At 36.6% G+C, this 21,224-nt stretch carries 19 protein-coding genes and 2 pseudogenes; 13 read left to right on the top strand and 8 right to left on the bottom strand.

What is annotated here, in order from left to right; translation table 11 throughout:
- Positions 1-36: 36 nt before the first annotated feature.
- The 4 genes from FGK96_RS06775 to FGK96_RS06760 are packed head-to-tail and all read right to left on the bottom strand — an operon-like array spanning position 37 to position 3,032.
- The gene (locus FGK96_RS06775; protein ID WP_138082503.1) at positions 37-684 is read right to left on the bottom strand and encodes an amino acid ABC transporter permease; all 648 of its coding nucleotides are present in this window, start codon (positions 682-684) and stop codon (positions 37-39) included.
- A gap of 15 nt (positions 685-699) precedes the next feature.
- On the bottom strand, positions 700-1,404 hold the full coding sequence (locus tag FGK96_RS06770) for an amino acid ABC transporter permease (RefSeq protein WP_138082501.1): 705 nt from the start codon (positions 1,402-1,404) through the stop codon (positions 700-702).
- 17 nt (positions 1,405-1,421) lie between these two features.
- Positions 1,422-2,240, bottom strand: a complete 819-nt coding sequence (locus FGK96_RS06765; RefSeq protein WP_138082499.1) for a transporter substrate-binding domain-containing protein — start codon at positions 2,238-2,240, stop codon at positions 1,422-1,424.
- A 12-nt stretch (positions 2,241-2,252) separates the two neighbouring features.
- A complete protein-coding gene (locus FGK96_RS06760; protein ID WP_138082497.1) occupies positions 2,253-3,032 on the bottom strand; it encodes an amino acid ABC transporter ATP-binding protein in 780 nt (259 codons plus the stop codon).
- A gap of 260 nt (positions 3,033-3,292) precedes the next feature.
- Here FGK96_RS06760 and yycF point away from each other — a divergent pair, with 260 nt between their 5' ends.
- The 11 genes from yycF to FGK96_RS06705 all read left to right on the top strand — a co-directional run bounded on the left by yycF (position 3,293) and on the right by FGK96_RS06705 (position 16,550).
- Positions 3,293-4,003 (top strand): response regulator YycF, encoded by a 711-nt coding sequence (gene yycF, locus FGK96_RS06755; RefSeq protein WP_003084933.1) that lies wholly within the window; start codon positions 3,293-3,295, stop codon positions 4,001-4,003.
- Positions 3,996-5,354: a cell wall metabolism sensor histidine kinase VicK gene (gene vicK / locus FGK96_RS06750; RefSeq protein WP_138082495.1), complete on the top strand. Its 1,359-nt coding sequence runs from the start codon at positions 3,996-3,998 to the stop codon at positions 5,352-5,354. Before yycF ends, vicK begins: the two co-directional genes overlap by 8 nt.
- Complete coding sequence (locus FGK96_RS06745; RefSeq protein WP_138082493.1) at positions 5,355-6,167, top strand: MBL fold metallo-hydrolase; 813 nt, start codon at positions 5,355-5,357, stop codon at positions 6,165-6,167.
- A gap of 103 nt (positions 6,168-6,270) precedes the next feature.
- Entirely contained in the window at positions 6,271-6,963 is a 693-nt protein-coding gene (rnc, locus tag FGK96_RS06740) for a ribonuclease III (protein WP_003085736.1), read from the top strand.
- The gene (gene smc, locus FGK96_RS06735) at positions 6,964-10,509 is read left to right on the top strand and encodes a chromosome segregation protein SMC (protein WP_138082491.1); all 3,546 of its coding nucleotides are present in this window, start codon (positions 6,964-6,966) and stop codon (positions 10,507-10,509) included.
- Positions 10,510-10,537: 28 nt separating this feature from the next.
- Positions 10,538-11,350, top strand: coding sequence for a Cof-type HAD-IIB family hydrolase (locus FGK96_RS06730; RefSeq protein WP_138082489.1), 813 nt, complete (start codon positions 10,538-10,540; stop codon positions 11,348-11,350).
- Positions 11,340-12,164: a Cof-type HAD-IIB family hydrolase gene (locus FGK96_RS06725; RefSeq protein ID WP_138082487.1), complete on the top strand. Its 825-nt coding sequence runs from the start codon at positions 11,340-11,342 to the stop codon at positions 12,162-12,164. Before FGK96_RS06730 ends, FGK96_RS06725 begins: the two co-directional genes overlap by 11 nt.
- Positions 12,164-13,660: a signal recognition particle-docking protein FtsY gene (ftsY, locus tag FGK96_RS06720; RefSeq protein WP_138082485.1), complete on the top strand. Its 1,497-nt coding sequence runs from the start codon at positions 12,164-12,166 to the stop codon at positions 13,658-13,660. Before FGK96_RS06725 ends, ftsY begins: the two co-directional genes overlap by 1 nt.
- Before the next feature lie 36 nt (positions 13,661-13,696).
- Entirely contained in the window at positions 13,697-14,188 is a 492-nt protein-coding gene (locus FGK96_RS06715; protein ID WP_172601636.1) for a YkgJ family cysteine cluster protein, read from the top strand.
- 335 nt (positions 14,189-14,523) lie between these two features.
- Positions 14,524-15,762, top strand: a complete 1,239-nt coding sequence (locus FGK96_RS06710; RefSeq protein ID WP_138082481.1) for a kinase — start codon at positions 14,524-14,526, stop codon at positions 15,760-15,762.
- Between the two features lie 179 nt (positions 15,763-15,941).
- A complete protein-coding gene (locus FGK96_RS06705; protein WP_138082479.1) occupies positions 15,942-16,550 on the top strand; it encodes an SDR family oxidoreductase in 609 nt (202 codons plus the stop codon).
- 124 nt (positions 16,551-16,674) lie between these two features.
- Here the strand turns inward: FGK96_RS06705 and FGK96_RS06700 are convergent, their stop codons facing one another.
- From FGK96_RS06700 to FGK96_RS10495, 4 genes are all read right to left on the bottom strand, one after another.
- Complete coding sequence (locus FGK96_RS06700) at positions 16,675-18,039, bottom strand: MFS transporter (protein WP_138082477.1); 1,365 nt, start codon at positions 18,037-18,039, stop codon at positions 16,675-16,677.
- Between the two features lie 113 nt (positions 18,040-18,152).
- The gene (locus FGK96_RS06695; RefSeq protein ID WP_138082475.1) at positions 18,153-18,968 is read right to left on the bottom strand and encodes a TIGR03943 family putative permease subunit; all 816 of its coding nucleotides are present in this window, start codon (positions 18,966-18,968) and stop codon (positions 18,153-18,155) included.
- The gene (locus FGK96_RS06690; protein WP_093959095.1) at positions 18,965-19,873 is read right to left on the bottom strand and encodes a permease; all 909 of its coding nucleotides are present in this window, start codon (positions 19,871-19,873) and stop codon (positions 18,965-18,967) included. Before FGK96_RS06690 ends, FGK96_RS06695 begins: the two co-directional genes overlap by 4 nt.
- A 48-nt stretch (positions 19,874-19,921) precedes the next feature.
- Complete coding sequence (locus tag FGK96_RS10495) at positions 19,922-20,083, bottom strand: SPJ_0845 family protein (RefSeq protein WP_172601610.1); 162 nt, start codon at positions 20,081-20,083, stop codon at positions 19,922-19,924.
- Positions 20,084-20,277: 194 nt separating this feature from the next.
- On the opposite strand from FGK96_RS10495, the pseudogene FGK96_RS06685 reads away from it, so the two are divergent.
- Both FGK96_RS06685 and FGK96_RS06680 read left to right on the top strand, forming a co-directional pair.
- Positions 20,278-20,662, top strand: a pseudogene (locus tag FGK96_RS06685) (VOC family protein).
- Between the two features lie 98 nt (positions 20,663-20,760).
- A pseudogene (locus tag FGK96_RS06680) lies at positions 20,761-21,216 on the top strand (cupin domain-containing protein); the annotation flags it as partial.
- Between the last annotated feature and the right edge of the window lie 8 nt (positions 21,217-21,224).

The raw sequence follows: 21,224 nt of genomic DNA, 5'->3' as shown, positions 1-21,224 counted from the left end.
TTGATATAACCTTCTACTGAATGTGTCAATACAGCCTTAATTAGCCTTTGCCCATTTTTTTGCTAAACGTCTTGATAGACTTGAAATGGTAAAGTTAATAACAAAATAAATAAGGGTGATTAAAGCGTAAAGGGCAAAAACTTGGTCAGCTTGAAAATAGTTTCCCATTAATATTTGACTCTTACCAAAAAGCTCTTGAATAGCAATAACAGAATAAAGTAAGGAGGTATCCTTAATAACTGTTACAAACTGAGAAATGATGGCAGGTAACATTTTTCGGTAAGCTTGGGGGAAAACAATTAGTAGAAAGACTTGACTAGGACTTAAGCCTTGGGCTAGACCAGCCTCTGTCTGACCGTTATCTACACCATTCAAACCTCCACGAATGATTTCTGCTAGCGCCGCTGAGGTAAATACAGTAAAAGCAGTGATACCAGCTGGTGTTGACTTCATCTGAAAGACTAAGAAGATGATAAATATCCACAAGAGGTTAGGGACATTTCGGACAAATTCGATATAAATACTGGCTAGTAATTTGACAAACTTGTTTTTTCCGTTACGCATAATGGCTAATATGGTACCAAAAAGGGTGGATAAAACAATGGAAATAAATGAAATATACAAAGTGAGACCTAGGCCTTGAAAAATAAAGGAAAGGTTTGCGGCTGTAAATAATTGTGACATGAACTTTCCTCCTTTTTAGACTGAATAGGTTTTTTTGTTTGCTTCTTCTTTTCGACGTGCCCAGTTGGCAAGTGGGAAGCACACAATGAAGTATAAGATAGCTGCTCCGGCGAAAGCTGGAACATAATTAGTACTTTCATAGGCCCATGCTTTAGCAGTAAACATGATATCTGCACCTGAAATTATGGCCACAATGGACGTATTTTTGATAAGGTTAACGACTTGGTTAGTCATTGGTGGTAGAATTGTCCGCACCGCCTGTGGGAGCACAATTAAGCTCATCGTTTGTTCATAGGTAAATCCTTGTGAAAGAGAAGCTTCAATTTGCCCTTTAGGAACAGCTTCAATACCAGAACGAATAACTTCAGCAATGTAAGCACCATGGTAAACTCCAACGCAAAGAACTGCTGTAAAGAAGCTTGAAATCATAATATGACCATTACTTATGATTGCTAACCCGTAATAGACAAAAACGAGTTGTACTAGAAGTGGAGTGTTTTGGTAGAGTTCAACATAGACTCGAGCACAAGTTCGATAGCCTTTTTTCTTGGAAGTTGATAAGGCTCCAAAAATAATCCCTAGAACTAAGGCTAGAATTAAAGCCCCAATCGACATGCCAAGAGTGTATAAAAAAGCTTTTGCAAAGAGAGGGAAATTTGCGAAAAAAGCTTGCCATTTTGAAAGAGCAAATGGACTTTCAACTGTTAGTAAATAGGTCATGATTAGCTCCTTTCATCTTATTCAGCTTTAGCAGGTTTCAAATGGTATTTACGGTAGATTTTTTTCAAACTACCGTCATTTGACCATTTAGTAATTAATTCATTGATATACTTGGTTAAGTTTTGATTAGCTTTTGAGCTAGCGATTCCGTAAGATTGTTGGTTAAAACCATCTGATAAAATTTGTGACTGTTTGCTGACATAGCCCGTTAGAATGGATTTATCAACAGAAAATGCTTTAATCCGTTTAGCGTAAAGAGAAATGGCTAATTCGGGGTAAGATCCTAACTGAACAAATTTAAATGTAAGTTTTTTATTTCTAGCATATTTCTCAATTGCGGCTTTAGTAGTTGATCCTTGTGCAACACCGATAGTTGCGTGGTTTAAATCTTTGATTGATGCTATTTTTTGAGAAGTATTAACGAGAAAGCCAATCTCATCGCGGTAATAAGGTTTAGAGAAGGAGTAGTTAGCTTGTCGTTCAGGAGTAATGGTATAGGTAGCGATGATAATATCCAATTGACCATTGTCTAAGAGGGCTTCACGAGTCTGAGCGGTTACAGCAGTAAAGACAGGCTTAACCTTTAATGATTTAGCGATTTTTCTAGCGATATCAACTTCCATACCTTCATATTGACCACTGTTAGGACTATAGTAACCAAAATTTGGCACGTCTTGCTTGACTCCTATTCTCAAAACACCTGATTTTTTTATTTTTTTAATAGCAGAGTTATTTTCCCACTTGTTCTCAGCAGCTTTGACACTTGGTAAGGTTAACTGAGAAAGACAGAAAAAAGCCAAAAGGCTTAAAAGAATCCATTTTTTTATATATGTCATCTAGGTTCCTCCTTATGGGCGATATTTTTTCTTAGCTTGGACTTTTTCACTGGTGTGGTTAATGATTTTACTTAGAAATTGTTTAGCACGAGGTTCTTTAGGATTATCAAAGAAACCTGCAACATCTGTTGTATCCTCTAACACTTCACCGTCCGCCATAAAGATAATCCTGTCGGCAACTTCCCTTGCAAACCCCATTTCGTGAGTAACAACAATCATATTAGTGCCATCGGCAGCAAGGTTTTGCATGACTGCTAAAACATCACCAATAGTTTCAGGATCAAGAGCAGAAGTAGGTTCATCAAATAGTAATAATTCAGGTTGCATAGCTAGCCCGCGCGCAATAGCAATTCTTTGCTTTTGACCACCTGACAACATGGAGGGATAAGAATCTTTACGATCCCACATATTAACAAAGGTTAGGTATTTTTCAGCTATTTTTTCAGCTTCAGCTTTAGACTGTCCTAGAACTTTGATAGGAGCTAAAGTAACATTTTCTAACACAGTTTTATGAGGATAAAGATTAAAGTGTTGAAATACCATTCCAACTTCTTTACGTAGGGTTACTAAATCTTTGGCGGAACTATTAACAATTTGGTGCTCATTAACAATCAAGCTACCATTTTCAATCTTTTCTAAACCATTAATGGTACGAATAAGGGTAGACTTTCCAGAACCAGATGGGCCTAATAAAACGACAACTTGTCCTTTGTCGATAGTTAAATTAATGTTTTTTAAGGCGTGGAAATCCCCATAATGCTTATTAACGTTTTTAAATTCAATGAGTGCCATAAGATTCTCCTTTATAATAAATGTTAGAAAATCTAACATATGAATAGTGGAATTATTTTATCATAGGAAAATCCCTTTGTCAATATTTTCAGAATATTTAGAGTATCGTGAAGAAAATCACCTAAATAATAGCTTGCATTGTCTTTTGCCGATAAAATTTGATATAATCATAGAGACATTAGTATAGGAAGAGTATATACACAATTATTTTTTGAGGTCTTAGCCTTATTACTAAAAAATAAATAGGAGAATATAAATTAATGAAAAAAATCCTCATTGTAGACGATGAAAAACCTATTTCAGATATTATAAAGTTTAATTTGACCAAAGAAGGTTATGATATTATGACGGCTTTTGATGGTCGAGAAGCCATTACAATCTTCGAAGAAGATAAACCTGATTTGGTTATTTTGGATTTAATGTTACCAGAGATGGATGGTCTTGAAGTTGCAAAAGAAATCCGAAAAACCAGTCATATCCCTATTATTATGCTTTCTGCAAAAGATAGTGAATTTGATAAGGTTATTGGCTTAGAAATCGGTGCGGATGATTATGTGACAAAACCTTTTTCAAATCGTGAGCTCCTAGCGCGTGTAAAGGCTCATTTACGACGTACTGAGACAATTGAAACAGCTGTTGCTGAAGAAAATGCTTCTTCAGGCAATCAAGAATTAACTATCGGTAATCTCCAGATTCTACCAGATGCTTTCTTGGCTAAAAAATATGGCAAGGAAGTTGAACTGACACATCGCGAATTTGAATTATTACATCATTTAGCTAATCATATCGGGCAAGTTATGACCCGTGAACATTTATTAGAAACCGTCTGGGGCTATGATTATTTTGGTGATGTGAGAACTGTTGATGTTACCGTACGACGTTTGAGAGAAAAAATTGAAGACACACCAAGCCGTCCTGAATATATTTTGACAAGACGTGGCGTTGGTTATTATATGAAACAGCATGACTAGAGACATCGTTGGAAATTTATCTTTATTTGAATTAGCAATACTCTTCTTATTGGTTTTTGTTGCTATCTATTTTATTTATTTAGCTGTTCGCGATTATCGTAATGCTAAAATTATCAGACAAATGAGTCACAAAATTCGTGATTTGATTAATGGTCGTTATACTGATGATATTAATAGCAAAGCAGACATTGAACTCATTGACCTATCAGAACAACTTAACGACCTATCAGATGTTTTTCGCCTCACCCATGAAAATTTAGCCCAGGAGAAGAATCGTCTGGCTAGCATTTTGGCATATATGAGTGATGGTGTTTTAGCGACTGACCGAACTGGTCAGATTATGATGATTAATGAAACAGCACAAAAACAGATGAATATCAGTCGTGAGGAGGCCCTCACAAAGAATATAACTGATCTTTTGGGGAGTGAATCCCCTTATACTTATAGAGAATTAGTGTCTCAAACACCAATTGTTACCATAAATCGGCGTGATGAGACAGGTGAATTTATCACATTGCGCTTGCGCTTCGCATTGAATAGACGTGAAAGTGGCTTTATTTCAGGTTTGGTTGTCGTATTGCACGACACCACTGAACAAGAAAAAGAAGAAAGAGAGCGTCGTCTGTTTGTTTCCAATGTTAGTCATGAGTTAAGAACTCCTTTGACTTCGGTTAAATCTTATCTAGAAGCACTTGATGAAGGAGCTTTAAAAGAGGATATTGCTCCAAGTTTTATTAAAGTTTCACTTGATGAAACTAATCGAATGATGCGGATGATTTCTGATCTTTTGAATCTATCACGAATAGATAATCAAGTGACAGCGCTAGCTGTTGAAATGACTAATTTTACAGCTTTTATGACCTCGATCTTAAATCGCTTCGATTTGGTTCGCAATCAAAATACGGTTGCTGGTAAAACATATGAGATAATCCGTGATTATCCTATAAAGTCAATTTGGTTAGAAATTGATAATGATAAGATGACCCAGGTCATTGAAAATATTTTAAATAATGCGATTAAATATTCTCCTGATGGTGGTAAAATTCGAGTTAAAATGAAAACTACTGATAGCCAGCTAATTATTTCCATTTCTGACCAAGGTTTAGGAATTCCCAAAAAAGATCTCCCTTTAATTTTCGACCGTTTCTATCGTGTTGATAAAGCACGTAGCCGGGCACAGGGTGGAACAGGGCTAGGATTAGCTATTGCAAAAGAGATTGTCAAACAACATAAGGGCTTTATTTGGGCTAAAAGTGATTACGGTAAAGGTTCGACCTTTACAATTGTTCTTCCTTATGACAAAGATGTGATGTCGGATGATGTTGATGAATGGGAGGACGATATTGATTAAATGCTAGAGCAAGAAGGATTTAAATATAGTATTTTAGCATCGGGGTCTACTGGTAATAGTTTCTATTTAGAAACCCCTAAAAAACGCATACTTGTTGATGCGGGATTGACTGGTAAAAAAATTATCAGTCTCTTAGCAGAAATAGATCGGAAGCCAGAAGATTTAGATGCTATATTAATTACACATGAACATTCTGATCATATAAAAGGAGTCGGTGTTCTTGCTCGTAAGTATCATCTTGATATTTATGCTAACCAAAAAACGTGGCAGATTATTGATGATAGAAATATGATTGGAAAAATTGATACTAACCAAAAATATATTTTTGACCGTGATAAGGTCATGACGTTTGGAGACCTTGATATTGAAAGTTTTGGTGTCAGTCATGATGCGGCAGATCCTCAATTTTACCGGTTTATGAAAGATAATAAATCATTCGTTATGTTAACAGATACTGGGTATGTGAGTGATCGTATGTCTGGTATTATTGATAATGCAGATGCTTATTTGATTGAATCAAATCATGATATTGAGATTTTAAGATCCGGATCTTATCCATGGAGTTTAAAACAGCGGATTTTATCTGATAAGGGCCACTTGTCAAATGAAGATGGTGCTGGTGCAATGATTCGCAGTATAGGTTATAAGACTAAGAAAATTTTCCTTGGGCACTTGAGTAAGGAAAATAATATAAAAGAATTAGCTCATATGACAATGGAAAATCAATTAGCGATGGTGGATTTAGCAGTAGGAACTGACTTTAAAGTATATGATACATCGCCAGATAGTGCTTGTTCCTTAACAGATATATAGTCACAATGAGTTGAGGAGGAAAAAAGCTAGTGGGACAAGCACCCCACAGCTTTTTTTGTTATAATAGGAATGTCTATGTGCAGTTAACTGAAAAGGAGAAATCATGAAAAAACTTAAAGCCTTACTCAAGGAGACTTTTAATATTGTATTTAATGATCAGGACTTACTTGAAACAGCTTTTACCCATACTTCCTATGCAAATGAGCATCGTCTCCTAAACATTTCACATAATGAACGTTTGGAATTTTTAGGAGACGCCGTTCTGCAACTGATTATTTCAGAATATTTATTTAAAAAGTACCCACATAAGCCTGAAGGTGATCTTTCAAAGTTACGGTCAATGATTGTTCGTGAAGAAAGTTTAGCAGGTTTTTCTCGCTTTTGTTCTTTTGATACCTATATTAAGTTGGGAAAAGGTGAGGAGAAATCAGGAGGTCGCAATCGTGATACTATCCTAGGAGACCTATTTGAAGCTTTTTTAGGTGCACTGCTATTAGATAAGGGAATTGAAGAAGTCCGACTTTTTCTTAATCAAGTCATGATTTCGCAGGTTGAAAAAGGTAATTTTGAGAAAGTCAAAGACTACAAAACAGGCCTTCAAGAAGTTTTGCAGGCAAAAGGTGATGTCCAAATTGACTACCAAGTCGTTAAAGAAAGTGGCCCAGCACATGCTAAACAATTCGAGGTTGCTATCTTGGTTAATCAAGAAGTTATCAGCAGAGGAATTGGTAAATCAAAAAAGATTGCTGAACAAAATGCTGCAAAAAAAGCCCTTGAACACTTAAGTGAGGAATAAATGTTTTTAAAAAAGATTGAAATGCAGGGCTTCAAATCGTTTGCGGATAAAACCAAAATCGAATTTGAAAAAGGTGTTACTGCGGTTGTTGGTCCTAATGGGTCAGGTAAATCAAATATCACAGAAAGTTTACGTTGGGCTTTGGGTGAGTCTAGTGCAAAAAGCTTGCGGGGCGGTAAGATGCCTGATATTATTTTTGCGGGAACTGAGAGCCGTAATGCTCTTAATTTTGCAGAAGTAGCCATTGTTTTAGACAACTCAGACGAGTTTATTAAAGCTGCTGGTAAAGAAATTCGTGTAGAACGACACATTTATCGAAATGGAGACAGTGATTACCTCATTGATGGTAAAAAAGTTCGTTTGCGAGACATTCATGATTTATTTATGGATACTGGATTAGGGCGAGATTCTTTCTCAATCATTTCTCAAGGGCGTGTTGAAGAAATTTTTAACAGCAAACCAGAAGAAAGAAGGACAATCTTTGAAGAAGCAGCCGGAGTACTCAAATATAAAACACGAAAAAAAGAAACACAAAGTAAACTGACTCAAACTCAGGATAATTTGGATCGTTTAGATGATATTATTTATGAATTAGAAACTCAAGTAGGTCCCTTAGAAAAGCAGGCGACAGTAGCACGAGAGTATAATCAACTTGAAGGAGAACGTCAAGACTTGCATCTGTCAATCTTAGTGGAAGATGTCAGAAAAGATAAAAAGCAACTCGGCCAGCTTCAAACCTCATTTGAAGAACTTCAAGAAGAGTTAAAAGAATATCATCAGCATCGGGAATTGCTGGAAGCAAAAAACCAAAAACTCAAAGAAAAACGACAAGCTCTGAACCGCGAAACTGAAAGTAAGCAGGCAGAGCTATTAGAATTAACCCGGGCTTTGGCTGACCTTGAAAAACAGATTGACCTCATCAAACTAGAAACAAGTCAGAAAAATGAAAAAAAAGCAGAAGCAAACAACCAAATCGCTGAGCTAGAAGCCGAGATAAGGATATTAAAAGAAGCTGAGAAGCAAAAGTATGAGCTTTTAGAGCAGTTGGCAATCAGTAGCCATGAGAATACAATGGCTTTGGAAGAACTTCAAGAGAACTTGCAACGCTTTTCAGGCGATCCCGACCAATTGATTGAAAAACTAAGAGAAGATTATTTAGCTCTGATGCAAAGAGAAGCAAGTTTATCCAATCAACTAACTTTGTTGACTTCTGAAATTGAAAAGGATACTCAGGAACAAGAAGACCAGCTTAAGGCTTTTTCTGAACAAGAAAAACAGGTTGTTGCATTAGAAAAAGAACACCAAGCGTTATTAGTAACTTACGCTGAATGTTCCCAAAAGCTTCAAGAACTATTGAGAGACTACCAAGCTAAGACGAGTCAACTACAAGATCAAAAGAAAAGCTATCAAGAAGAACAAGGAAAGCTTTTTGACTTGTTGGATCAGAAAAAAGCTAAAGAAGCTAGATTGAATAGTTTAGAAGCCATTCAAAAGAATCACAGTCAATTTTATGCAGGGGTTCGTGCAGTTTTACAAGCCAGTAATCAGTTATCAGGTATTTTAGGAGCTGTCAGTGAACATTTAAGTTTTGACAGGAAATACCAAACAGCCTTAGAGATTGCTTTAGGTGCAAGCAGTCAAAATATTATTGTTGAAAATGAAGTTGCCGCTAAAGAAGCCATTGCTTTTTTGAAACGGACAAAACAAGGACGAGCAACCTTTTTGCCACTTACTACCCTAAAACCTCGTTACTTGTCTGAAAGTCAGGAAAGACAAGTGCAATCTAGCCCAGGTTTCCTTGGTAGTGCAGAATCATTAGTCTCTTATGATGCTCACTTAGCTGTTATCTTTAAAAATTTATTGAATACCACTCTAATCTTTGATTCTATTGACAATGCCAACAAAGCGGCTAAGATTTTGCAATACAAGGTTCGTATCGTGACACTTGATGGAACCGAGTTGAGGCCAGGAGGCTCATTCGCAGGAGGCGCTAATCGTCAAACGAATACCACCTTTATAAAACCAGAAATGGATAGTCTTCAAGCCAGTTTAAGGGAGTTAAACCAGCACCTTCTTGAGCAAGAAAAGGCAGTCGCACATATTCAAACAAGCCTACAAGCAGTAGAAAGTCAGCTCCTAGAACTAAAAGATTCAGGAGAAAGAGCTCGTCTAGAGGAGCAAGAATTATCCTTTAAGGCAAATCAATTGCAAGAACGTCTAGCTGATTCACAAGAGATTTTAGCAAATATGACTAAGATGCAGTCTCAAAATAGCAAACGTGATTTCCAAACTGAGAAAAGGCACTTAGATCAAGAACTTGAAGAGATTAACCAAAGGAAATATAGCTTAAGTCAGGAAATTGAGAATATTAAGAATAATAAAGATTCAATTAATCAGAAAAAAGCTACCTTAACAGAAGAACTTGCCCAAGCTCGGTTAAGCCAAAGAGACTTGGCTAATGAAAAGCGTTTTGAAGAGAGTAACCTCGATAGATTAGAAAAAGAACGACAGACAAAAGAAGAAAAAGTGGCCCAACTAAAAGACTTATTGTCAAACCATATTTCAGAAGAAGACATTGACCGTCTACCCTCTTTGGAAGAAGATTTATTGGAAATTGCAGAGCGCAAGGCCCAGGTTGAACAAAAATTGGTAGGTCTGCGCTTTGAAACAGAGGATTATCAAGCACAGCTGGAAGAATTAGAAGTTAAACTTCAGCAAGAACAGTCTCAAAGTGAAGTATACATTCGGCAACAGAGTCGGTTGGAAGCTGAACAAGAACAAGTCTCAGGACGCTTGCGTACTCATGCAAAAGTCTTATCAGAAGAGTTCCAACTTAGCTTTGAAGAGGCTCAAGCTAAAAGTCATCAGGTAGAGGATTTGGCTCAAGCAAAAGACAAGCTTTCTAAACTTCGTCGCCAAATTAAAGCCCTGGGCCCAGTTAATAGCGATGCTATTGCGCAGTACGAAGAAGTTTCAGACCGTCTAACATTCTTACTTGGTCAAAAAGAAGATCTTAACAAGGCTAAAAATATGCTTCTTGATACTATCCACCAAATGGATTCAGAAGTAAAAGCTCGCTTTAAAGTAACCTTTGAGGCCATTAGAAATAGTTTCCAAGCAACCTTTAAGCAAATGTTTGGTGGAGGTACTGCAGATCTCATTCTTACTGATGGAGATTTGCTTACTGCTGGGATTGATATTTCCGTGCAACCACCTGGGAAGAAAATCCAGTCTCTTAACTTGATGTCTGGTGGGGAAAAGGCCCTTTCAGCCCTAGCTCTGCTTTTTGCTATCATCCGTGTAAAAATAATACCTTTTGTTATTCTTGATGAAGTTGAAGCAGCACTTGATGAGGCTAACGTTAAACGTTTTGGTGACTATTTGAATCGTTTTGACAAGGATAGTCAGTTTATTGTGGTTACCCATCGCAAGGGAACGATGGCAGCAGCAGATAGTATTTACGGGATTACGATGCAAGAATCGGGAGTTTCAAAAGTAGTCTCTGTTAAATTGAAAGATTCAGAAAAACTTAGCTTTTTAAATTAAAGATAGTGCCAAGGAGAAAGTGAACAAGATGATAAAATTAGTTGCTACAGATATGGATGGCACCTTTTTAACTGAAAAGCATACTTATGATAAGAAACGACTAGCAGCACTACTTCCCAAGCTAAAAGCTAAGGGGATTACCTTTGCTGTTTCAAGTGGCCGCTCTCTTTTAGCAATTGAGCAACTGTTTGCAGATTTCTTGGATGACATTGCTCTCATTGCGGAAAATGGCTCCCTAGTCCAGTACCAGAATCAGGTTATTTTTGCCGATTTTATGACTAAAAAACAATATGTTGAGGTTGCTGAAAGGATTCTAGAAAATCCGTATTATGTTGAAACGGGAATGCTCTTTTCTGGCCAGAAAGCTTCTTATATTTTAGAAGGTGCTAGTCAAGATTACATTAATCGAATGCATTTATTTTATGAAAATATCAAAATAATTAGTGATTTTGATGAGATGGATGACGATTCGATTTTTAAAATCACAACAACATTTACAGGCGAGACGGTTCTAGATGGCAGTGCTTGGTTAGATCAGAAAATCCCATACATTTCAGCTGTGACCACTGGTTTTGAATCTATAGATGTTATTTTAGCAGAAGTGAATAAGGGGTTTGGTATTGCTCACTTGTGTCAAGCACTTGATATTAAAGCCGAGGAAGTCATTGCCTTTGGAGATAATCTAAATGATTATCAAATGTTAGAATATGTTGGCCAGGCAGTCGCAACTGCTAATGCTCGACCAGAAATCATTGCTTTAGCTGACCAGGTTATTGGTCATTGCAATGAGCAGGCTGTTTTAACTTATTTAGAAGGGTTGGTGTCAGAAGATGACTTATAAGATTTTAGCATTGGATCTTGATGGAACACTTTTTAATAGTGAAAAAACTGTTAGTGATGCTAATAAAGCTGCTTTAGCTAGTGCGAGAGAATTGGGTATAAAAGTTGTGATTACGACGGGTCGTCCTTTAGCGGCTATCGGTAGTTTGCTAACCGAGCTGAATTTGGTCAATGACGATGAGTATAGTATTACTTTTAACGGCGGTTTAGTTCAAAAAAATACCGGTCAGGTTTTAGATAAAAGCTCTTTAACTTTTAATCAAGTTGCTTTTATTTATCAAGAATTGAACGCTTTAGGCTTGCCAACAGATATATTAAGTGAGGGAATTGTTTACAGCCTTCCTAGCCAAGATGGACGCAAGTCACAATATCACTTGGCTAATCCTTTATTGGGATTTGTTGAATTAGATTCTTTAGAGGACTTGCCAAGGGATGTTATCTTTAACAAAATTGTAACGGTAACGGATGCAGACTTTTTAGATGCTCAGTTGAATAGGGTCAAAGAGGAAACATTTGCCGACTTTGAATCCTTTAAATCACGCGACATTATTTTTGAGGTCATGCCTAAAGGGGTACACAAAGCCTTTGGGCTCCAACTTCTTTGCCAGCACCTTGGTATTGCTGCTCAGGAAGTCATGGCTGTTGGTGATGAGGCTAATGACCTTAGTATGCTGGAATGGGCTGGTCTAGGAGTGGCTATGGCAAATGGAACCTCAGATGCAAAACAAGTTGCTGATGTAGTGACGAGTTTGACTAATGATCAGTCAGGTGTAGCCGAAGCTGTCCAAAAATATATATTAAGCGAGGAAAACTAATGGGACTTTTTGATAAATTATTTGGTTCAAAGAAGCCGAAAGAAAAACGTGATTTTCCAGATGTGACTGAAATGAAAGACGACACTAATGATTCAGAACCTGCTAGTTTAGCTGATGATACTACTAGGGATGATTCTAGTGTAACTAATGACCAAACAGAAAAACAATTACCAACAAGAGATCAAAGCCAAGGTGAGCTAAATAGTGTTAAACCACTAGAGGATGAAAATGAAGTACCATTAACACCGGATCAAGCTTCTAGTTATTCAGAAGCTGGTTTTGAAAGTGAAACTTCCCCACGTCAGAAAGAAATAAATGATTCAGAAATGGGGAATATACAGACGCAAGAAGAGAAGATATTAATCCATAATTATGAGACAAAAGAGACTGATAATCATCAAACAGGAGAAGAGGGAACGAGTCCTTACTCTATAGTAGAAGAATATGATCAAGGTAAACCAGCATTTGAAGAGCAATTAGGGCAAGAGAAAGTTTCAAATTATGATAACAAGTCTATAGAAGTTAAGCCTGATCCTTCAGAAGTAGTAGAAACACAAGATCATATAGAGGAAAGTAATCAAGAAAAATATGACCGTAGTCTGAAAAAAACGAGATCAGGTTTTGCTAGTCGTTTGAATGCTTTTTTAGCTAATTTTAGAAGTGTTGATGAAGAATTCTTTGAAGAGCTAGAGGAGATGCTAATTCTTTCTGATGTCGGTGTGACGGTTGCAACAACTCTAACCGATCAGCTTCGCCAAGAAGCAAAATTAGAAAACGCCAAAAAACCGGAGGCACTGAGACGAGTGATCATTGAAAAATTGGTCGCTATTTATGAAAAAGATGGCAACTATAACGAAAAAATTAATTATCAGAATAGTCTGACGGTTATGCTTTTTGTAGGTGTTAATGGTGTTGGTAAGACTACTTCAATCGGCAAGTTAGCCTATCGTTATAAAAGTGAAGGCAAGAAAGTTATGTTAGTAGCTGCGGATACTTTCCGGGCTGGAGCTGTAGCGCAACTAGTTGAATGGGGGCGCCGTGTTGATGTGCCAGTAGTGACCGGTTCTGAAAAAGCTGATCCAGCCTCTGTTGTGTTTGATGGAGTTGAGAAAGCAGTTGCTGAAAATGTTGATATTCTCTTGATTGATACAGCTGGTCGTCTGCAGAATAAGGAAAATCTCATGGCTGAGCTAGAGAAAATGGGACGAATTATTAAAAGGGTTATTCCGGATGCGCCTCATGAAACGTTATTAGCTTTAGATGCGTCCACTGGTCAAAATGCTCTTAGTCAAGCTAAAGAGTTTTCAAAAATTATGCCTCTAACAGGTTTGATTTTAACAAAGATTGATGGTACAGCTAAGGGAGGGGTTGTCTTAGCAATTCGTCAAGAATTGGACATTCCTGTTAAATTCATTGGTTTTGGTGAAAAAATTGATGATATTGGAGAATTTGATTCAGAAGAATTCATGAAAGGTTTACTCGGAAATATGATTTAATCAAAGTTTAGAGTAAGTATGTTCCTTATGGAAAAAATGACTGCAATTGATATCGAGCATTACAAAGATTTGGCCCAGCAAAAGCAAGCTGAGCATCGAAAATTTCTGGCTCAACTTAAAAAGAAGCCACCTAAGCAGCTAGATAAAATGGTTCAAGAGATACACGATGAAGTTTTTCAGGAGATTGATTGTAGAACTTGTGCTAATTGCTGTAAGGGACTAGGTCCATCATTCACAGAAGCTGACATTCAGCGTCTATCTAAATTCTTTAGGATGAAGCTGGCGGTTTTCGAAGATCTCTATCTTGAAGTTGATGAAGACAACGATAAAATTTTTAAATCAATGCCTTGTCCTTTTTTAGGCGCTGATAATTTGTGTAGTATTTACGACGTTCGCCCGAAGGCTTGTCGTGAATTTCCACATACAAATCGCAAGAAAATTTATCAAATTAATCATCTGACTATCAAAAACACCTTAGTTTGTCCAGCGGCCTATCTTTTTGTGGAGAAGCTTAAAAACAGGGTCTAAAGCTACTAGTTTTTAGAACCAGCTTTCCTTACTCTCTTAAGATGGTCATACGATGCTTGTTGCTCAAAGATTATTCCCTATGTAAAGTATTATAGTTTTATTTTCCTTAGACGATTTAGGAGATCGCGAGCCTTGTGTTTACTTACGTGACACGAGTTCAGATGTTTATGGAATAAAAACGCATTACCCATTGAAAGAAAAATGATGTGGAGGGCTTATAGCCACTAAGCTATTGGAAAGAATAAATTCAACCATCCATATCTTGTTTTCACCAAGTGACTACTTGGGCTTTGGCAGTAGCTGACTGCAAAACTTTATAATATTAGGAGATTATAATGAAAAGGTATATGATATTTTTAGGAATGATACTCGCTTGTGCAACTTTTCTCACGCCCGTGCAACCCGTTTATGCTAATGCGTCAGAATATTTAGATGATTTAGAAGAGGCAAATCGACCTCGCCAACATTCCTCGATTTCAATTTCGGTAGTGGGATATGATAGAGATACGAAGAAAGAATTTTATATTCAAGGTTTGGACTTTGAAGTAACGTCATCTAAAGTTACAAAAAAAGATTTGCTAGATGCTATCAATAGTAAATATGCTCATTCGCGGATGGATAATCAATTTGTTGCCTTAGACTTTAATGGAGATGCTAAAATTATCAATCGTGAAGGTAAACTCATTAAAGCTGAATCAGATGGCTCAGTAAATCTTTCTGTAAATCCTAACGAACACTATAGGCTGACCGGTCATGTTACTGTTGGAAGAAGGCCTGAGGCTCCTATTAAGAATCCTATTGATCGAGTGCTAGTTCGAAGAAACTTCACTTTCAAGCCGCTCAATACTGATGGGAAGATACTCCGTAAAAACCTAGCCATACCGGAGGTTAGAGAGGTTAATTCGGTGATTACGGTTGCCGATTTAAAATGTTCTGCTGAAGAAGTACTTAAACAGTTGGATTCAAATTATACGATATTAGAAGTAGACGAACTTTCAGTAAAGCATGATGATCACACTTTCAGTACAATTGAGGAAAATGCTCCCTATACTGTAAAAGCTAGAGAGTACAAACCGTTTCATCCACAAGATGATGAATTAATGAGTGGGAACCAGGATACAATTAATGAGACTTACATTATCATTAGAAAAGATTATCTGGATGAAAGAGGTAATCTAAAATATGAAAAAGTAACTGTGAACTATGTTGAACAATCCAGTAATAAAGTGCTAATGAATAGCCAATATCGACTGATGCCTTATGAAATGCACCGTATAGATTTTCTTGATCCCTATGACTATCAAACTAGGAATAAACTCCTTAGAAATAGTCTTGATGATTATGGGATCTTTGGTTATACTATCTCAGGGAAAGTAGACATAGTGAAATCAGAGGGTTCAAGGCAAGTTAATGTCTATATGGTGAAACGAGATCCAAATCTCAGACCTTTTGACCATGCTGGTTATGATAACGGAGCTTCCTATGAAGAAGCTAAAGAATACAGTTACTTACATGGTTTAACAGCTCCCAACCTTGAAAATGGAAAATTTGAAATGGAAATGAAACCAAAATAGAGAATAAGTAGGCTAGGGAATATCAGCGTCATTTCTTAAGAATGACAAATGAGTAACAAGTATCAAGAACTGACAAAGACCAAAGACAAGTTTCTTTTAAAACTTGTCTTTGGTTTTTTTATTGTTTGACTTAGTTCATTAGAATTCATATACTTAGGACATGAAGGAGGTGTTTACGGATGAACGTATTAATTGTTGGGGGGAGTGGTTTTCTTGGTAAACAGATGATTGATATAGCATTAGCCAAAGGGCATCAGGTTACCTATCTTGCTAGGCAGGAAGGGAAGGGACCACTTTTCCAGTCTTCTAATATTCACTATATCAAAGGAGATTTGTTGGACCTTACTACGATTGATTTGTCCAATCAGTCTTTTGATCTTCTAATTGACTGTGTCGGTGCTATTAAGCAAAAACAACTCAAGAGCTTAAATATTCAAACAACCAAAGGAGCCATTACCCTCTGTAAAAATAAAAAAATCCCTAAGATAGTCTATATATCAGCTAATACCGGTTACCCAGCTTATCTGAAAAGTAAACGAGATGCTGAGCGATTGATCAAAAAAAGTGACTTAGATTATTTGATTGTGAGACCTAATTTACTATTTGGTAAAGAGCGCCCTCTATCACTGATTCAGGCAAATGGCTTATTTTTATTAATAAGGCTCCCTTTTTTGGGGCAATTTTTTAAAAGATTAAAGCCTCAAGAAGTGAAGAGCGTTGCAGAAACTATTATTACCACGCTTGAGATATCACCACACAAAAAGTTACTCACTTTTAGTTACCAATAATGTGGATGATATTGATCACACTAAAACTAAAAATCCTTAAGAAAATCTGCACTGCACCCCAAAAGTTAGACAAAAAAAGTCCAACTTTTGGGGTGCAGTACAACCTTAAGGATTTTTAGAAACTTTATTTTCCTTTATTTAAGAAAGTAAACATTCCTATATAAAGGAGGTAATTAAGGATTGCAAAAAAAGTAAACAAGAGATAAACATTGGTTACGCCATTTGTTAGTGATGAGCTGTTGTTCGCCATAATAGCAGCTAAAGCTGTTCCAAGAGCACCAGCAAATTGTTGCATCATTTGGAAAATAGCTGTCGCATCAGCATTTTTGGAAACAGGTAAATTTTGAATAGCGGTAGCCAGAGTATTGTTAAAGGTCATGTTACGGCCAATAGTGAAAATGATATAAAGGAGAGTAAAAGGTAGAATCCTAAAGTGAGATAGCATTATCGTAATGATTAATAAAGAAAGAAAAAAGAGGCTATTCCCCGTATAAAGTGATAACTTTGCACCTTTTTCATCATAGAATTTTCCTAGAAGAGGAGCACATATAGCCCCGAGTAAGGTACCGGGTAATAAGACTAGTCCAGCAGTTGAACTGTCAGCAATATTTTGTAAGACAATGAAATTTGGGGTGATAAAATTAATACCTAAATTGATTAATTGAAAGGTGAAAAAAGGAATCAATCCAAAACTAACAGAAGGGCATTTTAAAATACGAATATCAAGAAAAGGATATTGGCGGTTGAGACTTTGGTAGAGAAAGATGGCGAAGCTTAAGAAAAAGACAAGGACATAAATCCAATTGATGCCACCATTTTGCAAACTTGTGATTATTAACAAGGCCATGGTCAAGCTGATAGATAAGGAAATAAAGCCCAAATAGTCAAAACTTTCGGCCTCTCCTCTTGGGGAATCAATTAAATAGCGGTAGGCGATAACACTTGCAATGATAGGAAAGGGAAGTATACATATAAAAATCCACTGCCAGGCAAAATGACTAATCATAAAGCCACCGTATGTCGGACCAAAGGCAGGAGCTAGGCTGATAATCAGACCTCCAAGGCCCATATAAGTGCCAATTTTCTTTTCAGGGACGCGTTCTAGAATAATATTGAACATTTGTGGCATGATGATACCAGTTGCTATCCCCTGAATCACACGTGCTAAGAGCATAATCCAAAAAGAAGAGGTCAACGTTGCCAGAATTGTACCAAAAATCATTAAACTTGCAGCTGAGAAAAAGATTTGTCTTTCACCGAAATGACGTTTTAGAGCTGCGGAAGCCGTTGTCATAATGGCAACCGATAAAAGATAGATGGTTGTTATCCATTGTAGATTACTTAAAGGCTGATGATAGATAGTCATCATTTTTGGGAAAGTAACGTTCATACTAGTCTCAGATAAAATACCTGAGAAGCCAATCATAGCAATTGCAATAATGGCCATTAGAGTTTCTTTACTAACTATTTTTTCTTTGTTGTTTTGCATTTTTCCTCCTTTTATAAGTTATCGTCGCTCCGTTGCTATAGGAGCAAAGTAAAAGAAGGGAAAGTATCTAAAAATGTAGTTTAGAGAGACTTTCCGCTTCTTATAAGAATAGGTTAAAAAACCCGGTAGACATAAGGATTATCTGGTTTACTACTTTCCTTAATATCTTGGATGTGTAAAACAGGCAAGGTTTGTTCTAAATCCTTGTTATATTCTGTCTTAATGCGTCCCTTAACGGTCAACCAAGTATTGTTTGGATAAGTAATTTGATTACCAGTGGTTAATAAACCGTAGACGCCAGAGTCAGCAATACAGTGGATAATGCCAAACCGAAAGAGGAATTGGGATTTATCATGGCCTGGCTCGTTATAAACAAATCCTGTATACTGTATGTCACGATTGGCAAATTCATCAGGGTAAAGGTAAATCAATTCCATCATTTCCATATAATTCTCAGTTGTAATGGTCAATGGTTTATCGCCTTGATATTTCTTCAGTTCCCTACGCATTTCTCTTTGATAGGCTGATTTTGTGAAATAAAGACTAGTATCAGGCTTTAAATATTGAATGGTGGTTCCATCTTCACTGACTCCAGTCTTGCTGGTACCAGCTGCTAGAGGGAATGTATATCCCTTAGCTGAAACTGTGGTTGAATCTAGACTGACCGTCGGAATCAGTAAACCAACTAGAACAGGAACAAGTAAGATAATAGGGCTTGTGATGGTAGCTATTCTTCCTTTTAAATGACTTTCCGTTTTAATGTTCTTCATCCAAGTATAGAGTTGAACGAGAGCTAACAAAAAAGATAAAATCATTGAAATATAGGCAAGGTAAGAGTAGTGGGTATTAATGTACTGGTCAAGTTTCCCTGAAAGCTCCAAGTACATGGTTAACTCAAAGTAAGCAACCAAGATTAAAAAACGAATCATCCAATCACCCCCACAAATAAGCAGTAGAGCATAATGACAGCGACAGAGACGCTAATAAATTGAACAACAAACTTTCCTTTAAAGGCTTTTAACATCATCATTAAATTCTTAATATCCACCATTGGTCCAATTAACAAGAAGGCAAGTACTGGAGCTAGACCAAAGGTTGATAATAAACTAGCTCCTATAAAGGCATCGGCTTCGGAACATAAAGATAAGATGAAGGCTAATAACATCATCACCAAAATAGCCGTTAAGGGATTATGGCCGATACTTGTCAGTATTTTAGTTGGCACATATATTTGCATGGCAGAGGCAGTCAGTGTTCCAAAAACTAAATAACGTCCAGTATCAAAAAATTCATCGATGGCATGAACTAAGGCTAAATAAATTCTTCTAGGCCACTTTTCACCAGTATAATTATGGATATGAAGATGATTTTCAGTGTCTTTTAGAATATCATCATCAACTACAAATGCCAACATGATGCCCAATGCAACAGCAACGATAATTGCTCCTAGTAAGCGTAAGGCTAAAAACCGCAAGGAATTTCCAAAAGCAGAATAAGTTGCAAATAAAACAATCGGGTTAATAATTGGGGCTGTCGCTAAAAAGGGAACAGCAGTGTAACTTGGCACCTTCTTCTGCAAGAATCTATTAATAATAGGGATAATCCCACATTCGCAGGAAGGGAAGACAAAACCAATGAAAGTCCCAAAAAGAATCCGTGGAAATTTAGCTCTGGGTAAGTATTTCTGAACGATGTCAGGTGTTACAAAAACTTCAATACAGCCAGAAAGAATGGTTCCTAGTAAGACAAATGGTAAAGCTTCAATAATAATAGATAAAAAAATAGCGAACCATTGTAGCATACTTGGAGGTAAGCTAGAGAAGAGATTTAACATGATATGCCTCCATCTAGCTGCCAGTAAAAGAGATCAAGTTTAATTAACTTAATCATTCTTTTCGTCCTTTTTAGTTAACTTATCTTTAGCTAACGGCTCAATTAGTTTGCCTTCAGCATCAATGTCAATTGGCTTATCAAAACTCGGTATGGAGGCAAATCCAGCCATCATTTTCTCAAGGTCATCATTTCTTTTATGGGTAATTGCCATAAGGTCACCAACTTTCTTTCAAGATAATTCTATTATACTATCATTTAACAAGAAATGAAAAGAATTAATCAAAAAGTCCTTTCTGGTGGAAACAATAAATCATAGGATTGTAGAAGAAAAAGCATCTTTTTATGAGTTAAACCATCAGAGATAGGGTATACTTGTACTAAATAAAAGAAGATGAGGTAGGTTCTATGCAAGTTAAAATGAATCATGTTGGTCTTTGGATAAAAGATATTGAAGCTATGAAAGTATTTTACTGTCGTTATTTTGAAGCAACTCCAAGCGAATTATACCACAATCAGAAAAACAGGTTTTGCTTCTTATTTTCTCACTTTTACTCCTGGTGCCAGATTAGAATTGATGCATAAGGATTTTAACCAAGATAGTCACCCAGATAGTTTTGGAGTTGCTCATTTAGCCTTTTCATCAGGCTCTAAAGAGAAAGTTGATAAGTTTGTACATGATATGAACAGCCAAGAATTTCCAATTCAAACTGGACTTCGCATAGCAGGTGATGGCTACTATGAAGCTGTTATCCATGATTTAGAAGGTAAGATCATTGAATTAACAATTTGATATGATCTTATTCACCAAATGGAAGTCATTTATTTTACTTGGAATAAAAAAATAGCACTGAATAAAGGAGTTATTATGAATACAAGCGAAGAAATCATTCATTAGGCTTAAAAGCTCATCCAGAAGGAGGTTTTTTTAAGCAAATAGAAAAATCCTCTGACTATGTTTTAATGCAAGGAAAACATAGATCTCTCTATACGAGTATCTATTTTCTTTTAGAAAAGGACAATCCTTCACGTTTTCATCGTTTGACTTCAGATGAAATGTGGTATTTTCATCTAGGTCAGCCATTAGCACTCCACCTTTTATATCCTGATGGGAGTTATAAAAAGGTGAAGCTTGGTTCTGACGTAACAAAGGGTCAAAACTTACAATTTCGAGTTCCTAAAGGAGTTATATTTGGTTCAACAGTTGACCAAGATTATGCCTTAGTTTCCTGTATGGTTGCACCAGGATTTGAATTTTCTGATTTTGAACTTTTAAGTCAAGATATGTTATTAAAGGACTATCCAGAACACGAGGAAATCATTAAAAAGTTAACTTTGAACAAGTAAATTGATTC

Origin of the sequence: Streptococcus porcinus, assembly GCF_901542335.1 — a bacterium.
GTDB classification, from domain to species: Bacteria; Bacillota; Bacilli; order Lactobacillales; family Streptococcaceae; genus Streptococcus; species Streptococcus porcinus_A.
This window is presented reverse-complemented; position numbering and strand designations above follow the sequence as displayed.